At 55.6% G+C, this 8,227-nt stretch carries 6 protein-coding genes; 3 read left to right on the plus strand and 3 right to left on the minus strand.

The annotated features are described in order from the left end of the window. Positions 1 to 2,390, minus strand: a 2,390-nt coding sequence (locus tag AAC035_RS15495) for a DUF4011 domain-containing protein (protein WP_339805723.1), incomplete at its 3' end; no start/stop codon positions are given. A 441-nt stretch (positions 2,391 to 2,831) separates the two neighbouring features. Beyond that, positions 2,832 to 3,722: a WYL domain-containing protein gene (locus AAC035_RS15500; RefSeq protein WP_339805724.1), complete on the minus strand. Its 891-nt coding sequence runs from the start codon at positions 3,720 to 3,722 to the stop codon at positions 2,832 to 2,834. Positions 3,723 to 4,175: 453 nt separating this feature from the next. Between AAC035_RS15500 and AAC035_RS15505 the strand changes: the two genes are divergently transcribed. Further along, entirely contained in the window at positions 4,176 to 4,508 is a 333-nt protein-coding gene (locus AAC035_RS15505; protein WP_339805725.1) for a YegP family protein, read from the plus strand. A 77-nt stretch (positions 4,509 to 4,585) separates the two neighbouring features. On the opposite strand, the gene AAC035_RS15510 is transcribed toward AAC035_RS15505, so the two are convergent. Continuing rightward, positions 4,586 to 5,326: a site-specific integrase gene (locus AAC035_RS15510; protein WP_339805727.1), complete on the minus strand. Its 741-nt coding sequence runs from the start codon at positions 5,324 to 5,326 to the stop codon at positions 4,586 to 4,588. Between the two features lie 212 nt (positions 5,327 to 5,538). Here AAC035_RS15510 and AAC035_RS15515 point away from each other — a divergent pair, with 212 nt between their 5' ends. Further along, on the plus strand, positions 5,539 to 6,243 hold the full coding sequence (locus AAC035_RS15515) for a hypothetical protein (protein WP_339805729.1): 705 nt from the start codon (positions 5,539 to 5,541) through the stop codon (positions 6,241 to 6,243). Beyond that, the gene (locus tag AAC035_RS15520) at positions 6,234 to 8,108 is read left to right on the plus strand and encodes a Mu transposase C-terminal domain-containing protein (RefSeq protein ID WP_339805732.1); all 1,875 of its coding nucleotides are present in this window, start codon (positions 6,234 to 6,236) and stop codon (positions 8,106 to 8,108) included. The genes AAC035_RS15515 and AAC035_RS15520 overlap by 10 nt, the downstream gene beginning before the upstream one ends. The last annotated feature ends 119 nt before the right edge of the window (positions 8,109 to 8,227 follow it).

Raw genomic sequence — 8,227 nt, forward strand, 5'->3', positions numbered from 1 at the left:
GCATTCACAACCCGGTTCAGGCGATCACGCAACGCTTTAAGTCGCTCCCCCTCAGCCTTCCAATCACTGACTGTGGACTGGGAAGCACTGTTCCAAGATGTCCGTAGCTGATCCAGCACATCTGCTTTTTTTGCTTTGTTGGAGTGGAGCTCAAGACAAAATTGTCCGAGACCAATATCCTTCAGACGCCGATGAACGACTTCGAGTGCTGCGGTTTTTTCAGACACGAACAGCACTTTCTTGCCCTTGCCCAACATGTGGGCAATCAAGTTGCCGATAGTCTGGCTCTTGCCGGTACCGGGCGGGCCAATGATCACAAAATCCTTGCCTCGATCTGCAGTAGCAATGGCCGCCATCTGAGAAGAGTCGGCCGGCAAAGGTGTGAGAAGATCTGCGGGCGTGTATTCACGGTCAATGTCTTTCGGGTCAACAAAGCGAATGTCGCTCTCGTATGCCTCACGAGGCGTGTCCAGCAGATGGCGCACTACCGGGCTCTCTTTCAGTGCCTCAGATCGGTCCACCAGATCCTTCCACATCAGATATTTGGCGAAGGAGAAATGGCCAAGCACCACGTCTTCCACTACCTCAAAGCCTGGCACCTCCTTGATGGCATGCCGTACTCGGTTCCAGATACCGGCCACATCTACACCACTATCATCTTCCGGCAAGGCACCGCTGAGGCCATGAATTTCGATACCGAAATCCTTTTTCAACAACTCCAGCAAGGTGGTGTTGAAGCGGGGCTCATCGTCGTTGGCCACCATCTTCACACCACTGCGCACAGATTTCCTTTCCAAAGACACAGGCAACAAAATGAGCGGTGCCCGATAGCGACGATTATCTTTGTCCTTGGGTTTCCACAAAAGAAAACCCACCGCCAAGAACAGAGTATTGGAACCACCCTCCTTCAGCGATGTCTGCGCCTTCCGGTAAATCTCCACCGCGCGCTTGTCCAGATCTTCCTGGGTCAGCTCCACCAACACTTGTTTCTTGGCAAGCGCATCACGGGCATATACTTCTCTTAGCTCTTCGCCAGTACGCTGCCGGTGAATATCCGAGTCCTGATCCTGAGTCTTTAATTGCGGAAAGGGCGCAATGGAAATCCGAGCGCCCGCCGCCAAAACATCCTCCAACGCACCCGGATCATCACACACCAACGTCAAATTGCTCTTACTCGGCTTCTGGTTCAGCAGAGGGTTGCGGGCAGACAGATCTAGAAGCTTGCGCTGCCAACGCTCCAAACGACCGCCCGGCGTATCGTTTGGCAAATCCGCTTCCACATGCACATTTGCTGAGGGCAAATCTTGCGGAGCCTCCTCCAACCCCGGCTCGACGACGTCCACCCAATCCGTAGATTCGCCAACCCCTGCAACCTGTGTCTTAAGGCCAATTGGATTAATGCGATGTGCCCGAGCCCGGCGAATATCAATGGCGGCAACAAATTCGCTGTCCTTGTCCAGCGCTACCTGCTTATTACCGTCCTTCACCGCCTGGGAGAATGGCGGTGCGGGGTGATTGGTCAGGAATGTGGATTCAATTAGGATCAGCTCTTTCAGAGGAATGCGCTGACGCAGGGTTTCTGCCTCATCGACCACGACACTGGAAAGGTCTTCCTTATCCAGCCATAGACCCACCAGTGCGTGCCCCCGAGTAAGAATCACTAACGGGTTCAGTTGGGCCTGTTCCAGTGCGGCCGCAAATAATAAAGTGGTATCCAGGCAGGTCGCCACTTTTGCGCTTTCAATCTGGCTAGGCAATCGGATCTTCTGGCCATTGCTCTCGAAACTGGCCGGCGGCAGCGCATACCCCACCTGCAATTTCACGATGGCAGAGTAAATAGCCGACGCCATTAGCCACACTTGTTCACGACTACCGGAATCATAGCCGTTAATACTGCCCGACTTGCCCGCCTTACGTAGAATCTGACTGGCCTGGCCCAATAACCGATCCACCGTCGGATCGTTCGGCGTGCAGAAAGCGGCCAGCAACTCGGGGATGTAGGTGGCGCCGCCCCACTCGTTATGGGCCAACAACTCCACTGGAATTGCCGATTCGGCCAGGCACAGATCACCCTGACAGACCCGAATCGTCACCATACCGCGCATGGACTCGGTCAGCCCCAGCAGGAAACCGCCATCCAATTCCAGATCACGATCCCTCATAGTCAACGAACCACCCGCCGCCAAGCGATCCACTGTCCAGGTTTTCGCTTTTACAAAGGCCGGGGACGCTGTCAACTTCACCGTCAGATCTGACTGGTCCCGCTCTTCATCCAGATTCTCAACCTGTAATTCCCGCAGCACCGCGAAAGCGCTCTGGTGACAGGCAAAGTTGATCTTTTCCACCAAGGTGGCGCAGATTTTTATTATTGACGTTTCCTGATCAGACATACCCCTTCCCTAACATATTAATATCAGTTATCACTCGGCCTTATACAGCTTGATGTTCCACAGCCGCGATTAGATAGTGCGCACACTCAACGACAGTATGTCGCCCGGATGCAACGGTTAATAAAAATCGACCCCTCTTTGAGGAAACTCGTTCCGTCGAACGTTAACACATTCGTCTAGAACAGGTAGCTCTGGATCCTAGTCTGGAGGCCCCGATCGAGGATCGGGATGATGCGTTTGGGGAGCGTTGTAGGCTGCGTTTGCTTGACTGCCCTACCCCTTGTTGGGCGTTTTCAGCACGACACCAAAGTCGTAACCTTCATCGATGAAGCTGGCCGGAATGATCGCCAACACCTCGGAGTCACACGCCCCGGTCCACCACATCAAAACCAACATCAGCCAGTGAGGCGGGGCGCCTAAATGCCAAAAAATAGGAATCATTTAGTCTAAGTTCGGCGCCAGCTTAAAGCTCTCGATATTCATTTTCTTAATACTCTCGGCGTTTTTCAGGTGAAGCAGTATGTGATGGCCTCTCAGATCAGCTCCGGGTGTCGAGTCGACATTCCAGCTGTTCAGCAGATAGCCGACCTGGGCCTTTCTAACTTGTTTAATTAGGCAGCCCTCATGCATTGAAAATTCCTTCTCGATGGCCATTCGACCGTGGCTATCCAACCTTGGATGCGCTTGAATCACCAATTCCACCTCTTCCACCCAGTCCACGTCTTCACTGACGATCTCATCAGGCCCGGGGCGTTCCTTGTGCAGTGTCTTTGCAGCGATCACCCTGTTCAGAACGAAATCCGAGAATTTGGAGCGTTTTCGGTCATAGGCCCGAACATGCCACCGTAGACCGTTACTCAACAAAGAGTGGGGACAAACAACGCGGGAGGAAGCACCGCTCGACATCGAAACATACTCGATCTCAACTGGCCGGTGGGTTGCAATAGCCCTGGACAACGTGGCAGTGATGTCCAAATCCGGCTCTTCCAAAGCGATGAGGTGGGCACACCGGAAATCTTCCTGGCCATCCATGACATCGCCGAACCCACTCGTGAGTGTAGACAAGCACTTTTCGGCAGAGAGCGGCAGCAAACACCGGAAGTCGTTGGTGGTGACGTAGTGCTTCTGCCTTGGATCGTAAATGATATTATCGGGAGCTGCATCGATGTAGGCGCTAAGATCACGGGTTGCTGCAGCGGACCCCACGTCAAATCGCTGCATAATATCTTTCCGCGTAATCTTTCCCGTGAAGTAAGCCAAGAACTCAACGTGGGCCAATCGTTCCAGCTGCTGGCCCGAGATTCCCTCGAACGGCGCGCTATGCTTCTCCATTCCCTCTGTCCCCGGTAAGCGGTTTGTTTTCTGAACCTACGATAGACCTAGCGCCCTCGAAGGTGCGAACCCTTTTGAGCATAGTAGCTAAAAGAATTGACGTCATCAATATGATCAGTATAATGGTGGGGACACTAAAAAACCCAAAAGGAGAGACTCCAATCGGGTTAGTTAGTGCACCTGAACCGCCAACAGGCAGTAGGTACCAGCTTTAGACGGCACGGATTCTACTGCGGCTTGGCAACGTTGTAAACGACTGGTTTCACGAGGTAACAGTCATGGCAGTGAATCGTCCCTATGGTGACAACAAGCGGATCGGTGCGGTACGCAAGCGGTCTCAAACCCAAATGAACAATGGAAGGTGGGTCAAACGCGACGCAGAAACGGGCAGGTTTATGGACGTGAAGTCCGATGACCACCCATTCAAGGGCGTTCGTAAGGAGTCGCGTTAATATGTCAGCACGATACGAACTCTTCCGAGGCAGTAACTCTCAACATTACTTCCGCCTGAAGGCTGGTAATGGTGAAATTATCCTGCAAAGTGAGGGCTACGTGAACAGGGCCGGTGCCGAAAATGGCGTTGAATCGGTTCGGCAGCACAGCCCTTTTGATCGTTTCTATGAACGAAAGACCTCTTCCGCTGGTGAGCCTTACTTCGTGCTCAAGGCATCGAACGGACAGACCATTGGCAAAAGCCAAATGTACTCGTCAAACGGGGCCAGAGACACGGGAATCGAGTCGGTGAAGGCTAACGGGCCGGGTGCGCCATTGGTTGATCTGACCTGATAGCAAGCAGCGAGTAGTACCCAACACCGCCTTTCTCAAGAAGGCGGTGTTGATGTTTTACGGCATCTCCGCATTGTTCAGTGAAACTCCACCCCTTCCAGAAAATGCGCCCCGTCAAAGGTCAGCACATTCGTGTACACCTCCGTCGACTCCACGCTCCGATGTCCAAGCAACTGGCTCATAAACTTCAGCGGCCGCCCGTGCAGCAATAGATGCACAGCAAAGCTGTGCCGAAAGGTATGGCAGCCGATTTTGAACGGCGGCTCTCCCCTCATCTGCGCGATCAACCGGCCGATGTTGGCGCTGACCGCCTGGCGCGTGATCGGAAAAATCCGCTCGTCCTTCCGAAACTTCCCCATCCACAGGTAGCTCTGGATCCGGGTCTGGAAGTCCCGGTCGAGGATCGGGATAAACCGCTTGGGCGAGCGTTGCAGGCTGCGTTTGCTGGGCCGCCCTGCCCCTTGCTTGAGCGTCTTGAGAACCACCCCGAAGTCGTAGCCGTCGTCGTGGAAACTCGCCGGCGTGGTGGCCAGCACCTCGGAGACGCGGGCGCCGGTGCACCACATCAGATCCAGAATCAGCCGGTGCATGGGATGGGTCTCGGCCTCCAATAGCGTCAGCACCTCGGGCTTGAGCAGGTACTTGGGCATGGTATCGAGGGTTTCCAGCAATAACGGCCGCTTGTCGATGAGCCGATCCCAATCGATGGTCACTTCCTGGATCGGGAACGACACCAGAGGGCGCTTCTGAAACCCCATGGGACGTTTGTTTCGTGGCTGGCGCGGAAATGTCCGCGCGCTGGTGATGGATTTTGACATTTCCCCTCCGGGGTTCTGTCAATTTTGGGGTGGAATTATAGGCCCGGGAAAGCGCCTTATTCCGATGTTCTAAGTATGGCAAGCGCCGGGAAAAGCGCAAGAAATGGGGGCCGGTTGACGAACTACCTGACATTGTCAAACAGGTTAAATATTGATCAATCTGGAGGTGTGGCCCATACTTGGTAGTCCCTTAATCGTTCGGGGACCACCGTATGGCCTCGTCTCGCTTCATCAACCAGCCCGACCCTCTGAGCAACCATTCTGTTCGTTTCAGCCAGAATCGGTTGGTGCCGGTACAACAGCCAACCCGCCTGAAACTGACCAAGCGAACGGACTATTACGAGCAGCGTTGTGTTAAATACCCAGGCCGGGCCAGCTTCCATTGCTACACCGAGTTCATTCATGCCCTGTTGCTCGAGGCGGATCCTGAGGTCGCCAGTTTTGTTCCGCAGCCCTACCAGATAGTGGTCAACCGGAAACCTTACATCCCGGATGTGTATGTGGTCCGAAACGGACAGATCGACATCCTCGAACTGAAACCTCGAGCGGAGTTCGAGCCTGAAAAAGCAATGCCGTTGCGGGCCTTCTTCGATCAGTACGGCATGCATTTTGAGGTATTGGCGAACGAAACCGTGCTGGAGCAGGAGCCATTGGCGCTCCATTGGCTGCACATCGTCCAGACCCTGGCCGACGCTATTGGTCACGGTTTCGACACGGTTGACCAAGAGCAACGGTTGTTCGACACCGCGCGGCTTGAGAACTCCATGACCGTTGGCGAGCTGTTGGGGGCTACGGCGCGAAGCGAACGCTATATTTCTGAACTGGCCTTGTACCGTTTGCTGCACCGTCACGACCTGCACTGCGATCTTTCGGTTGCCCCACTCGACTATGAGACGGAGGTGACGGCATGGTTCTGACGTGGCGCGCGCGCCTGCGGTGTGAGCCAGAATGGTATGAGCTCCAGCGGTGGCCGTTCGTGGACATTCAGGCGATGCCTGCGGAACGGCGTCGCCAGTACCTCACCAACGTACGGATCGTTGCAGCCGTGCTGGATGGTCGTACGCTCAAATTGGTTGCCGCAGATCATAACGTGTCCCCCACCCGGGTCACTCAGCTGATGAATCGATGCCTGGCCGGGGACGAAGATGCACCACCGGCCCTCACCCAGGGACTCATCCCACACCAGCGCTTGGGCCCAGCCAAACGCAGGACCTCGCTGGGAACCCTGACCCAGCCATCCGGTGCCCGATGTGGGTTTCGGTATCTGCTGGAGACTGTCCCCGGACTGGAAGACCACCTGATGGCGCAGATCCGAGGGGCCACCCGTCGCAACCGGCGCAGCCAGAATCTGACGCCTCGTCGCTTCCACGCCAGTTTTATCGCCTTCCTGACTGCGCTGGACTGGCCCCAGGACACTTACCCCTTTACGTCAGTCTCCCGCGGGTCTGAAGCGTGTCGCCGATTCCTGAAGCGTTCCCTGATGGATTTGCAAATGCCCAGGGACCACCAACGGGTCATCGGCTCCAAAATGGTGCCCGTCCGTGCGTTCCAGGAGATACACATCGACGAGGCGCACATCGATTGTAACGGGGCGGCGGCCGTGGTCCTTCACAATCAGATGAAACCCCTGCGCCTTGGCCGGATTTCCCTGCTGCTTGCTCGGGATGTCGGCACGGGCTGTTACCTGGCCGCCACTATAGCGCTCACCGCGCATCCCAATTCCGCGGATGTGCTGGCATTATTGGAACAGCTCATACAGCCGTGGGAACCGCTGATACTCTCTGCTCCAGGGCTCTCCTACAAGTCTGAGGCCGGTTTTCCGTCCGCCCTGGACGAGACCTTTTGCCGTCCCGCCTTCGGCATCGTACGACTGGATAACGCCCTGGCCCACCTGTCCCATCAGGTGCGGCGCATGGTCTGTGACCATCTCAGTGCAACCGCCAATTTCGGCTTGCCAAAGAATCCCAAGGCCCGGGCGTTGATTGAGCAGGCGTTTCGTCGTCTGAACCTGGACATTCATCGCTTTCCGTCAACCACCGGCAGTTACCCCACCGATCCGTTACGAGAACCCGCAAAGCTACGAAAAGACCCACCCTTTGTATCTTTGCGCGCCCTCGAAGAGGCAATCAGCGTATTGCTCACTGAATACAATCTGAGCCCGCTCGCCAATTTGGGTGCGATCACGCCCCTGGAGCAAATGCAGTACCAGATGGCGAATCACCTACTCCCGCTTCGGGCCGGGGTCCTTGGTCCTGGACTCGGACCCTATGAACGGAGTCAAACCGTCACGGTTCGAAAGGGGTTTAAAGCAGACGAACCCCGCATCAACTTCGAGGGGTGCCAATACACCGGCGTGGCCTTAAACGACGGCCAATTGATTAACCAGAGAGTCACCATCGTTTTTGATATTCGGGACATTCGGGCGCTTCAAGTGACGACGCTGGAGGGGCGCTCCCTCGGCGTCGTCCAGGCGCCCCACACCTGGATGCGCTTTGCGCATTCCGTGTCTCTCCGTAAGAAAATCAACCACCTGGTCCGAGAAAGCGTGTTGTCCGCCAGGGACCCTTTGGGCGGTTGGTTCCAGTACACGATGGCGCACCGGCATCTGCCGAAAGAGGCCCTGTCGCTCGTTAAAATGGCGAGACTGATGCCGGATGAAAAGCCCCAGCCACTGGAGGAGAACACGAGCACACCTGCCATGCCAGACAATAGTGCCGCCCTGGCCGACGCCCTCAGTCGCCTGCCCGACTGGAACCCGGACATGGCGAACAAGCGAAGGTAATTTCATCATGTCAGTAGCATCGATGCTTGAAGATGCCAGCTCTTTTTGGATACCGACCCCAATGGCCCAGACCCTCGCAAATCGGGTCGAGGCCTGGGTGCGATGTGGCCACACCGGCG

Origin of the sequence: uncultured Marinobacter sp. (assembly GCF_963974375.1) — a bacterium.
Classification (GTDB): Bacteria; Pseudomonadota; Gammaproteobacteria; order Pseudomonadales; family Oleiphilaceae; genus Marinobacter.

Bases quoted from the DNA above. Each gene is read 5' to 3' on its own strand.
- AAC035_RS15500 (WP_339805724.1), bottom strand. From the start codon at position 3,722: ATGGAGAAGCATAGCGCGCCGTTCGAGGGAATCTCGGGCCAGCAGCTG.
- AAC035_RS15505 (WP_339805725.1), top strand. From the start codon at position 4,176: ATGTCAGCACGATACGAACTCTTCCGAGGCAGTAACTCTCAACATTAC.
- AAC035_RS15510 (WP_339805727.1), bottom strand. From the start codon at position 5,326: ATGTCAAAATCCATCACCAGCGCGCGGACATTTCCGCGCCAGCCACGA.
- AAC035_RS15515 (WP_339805729.1), top strand. From the start codon at position 5,539: ATGGCCTCGTCTCGCTTCATCAACCAGCCCGACCCTCTGAGCAACCAT.
- AAC035_RS15520 (WP_339805732.1), top strand. From the start codon at position 6,234: ATGGTTCTGACGTGGCGCGCGCGCCTGCGGTGTGAGCCAGAATGGTAT.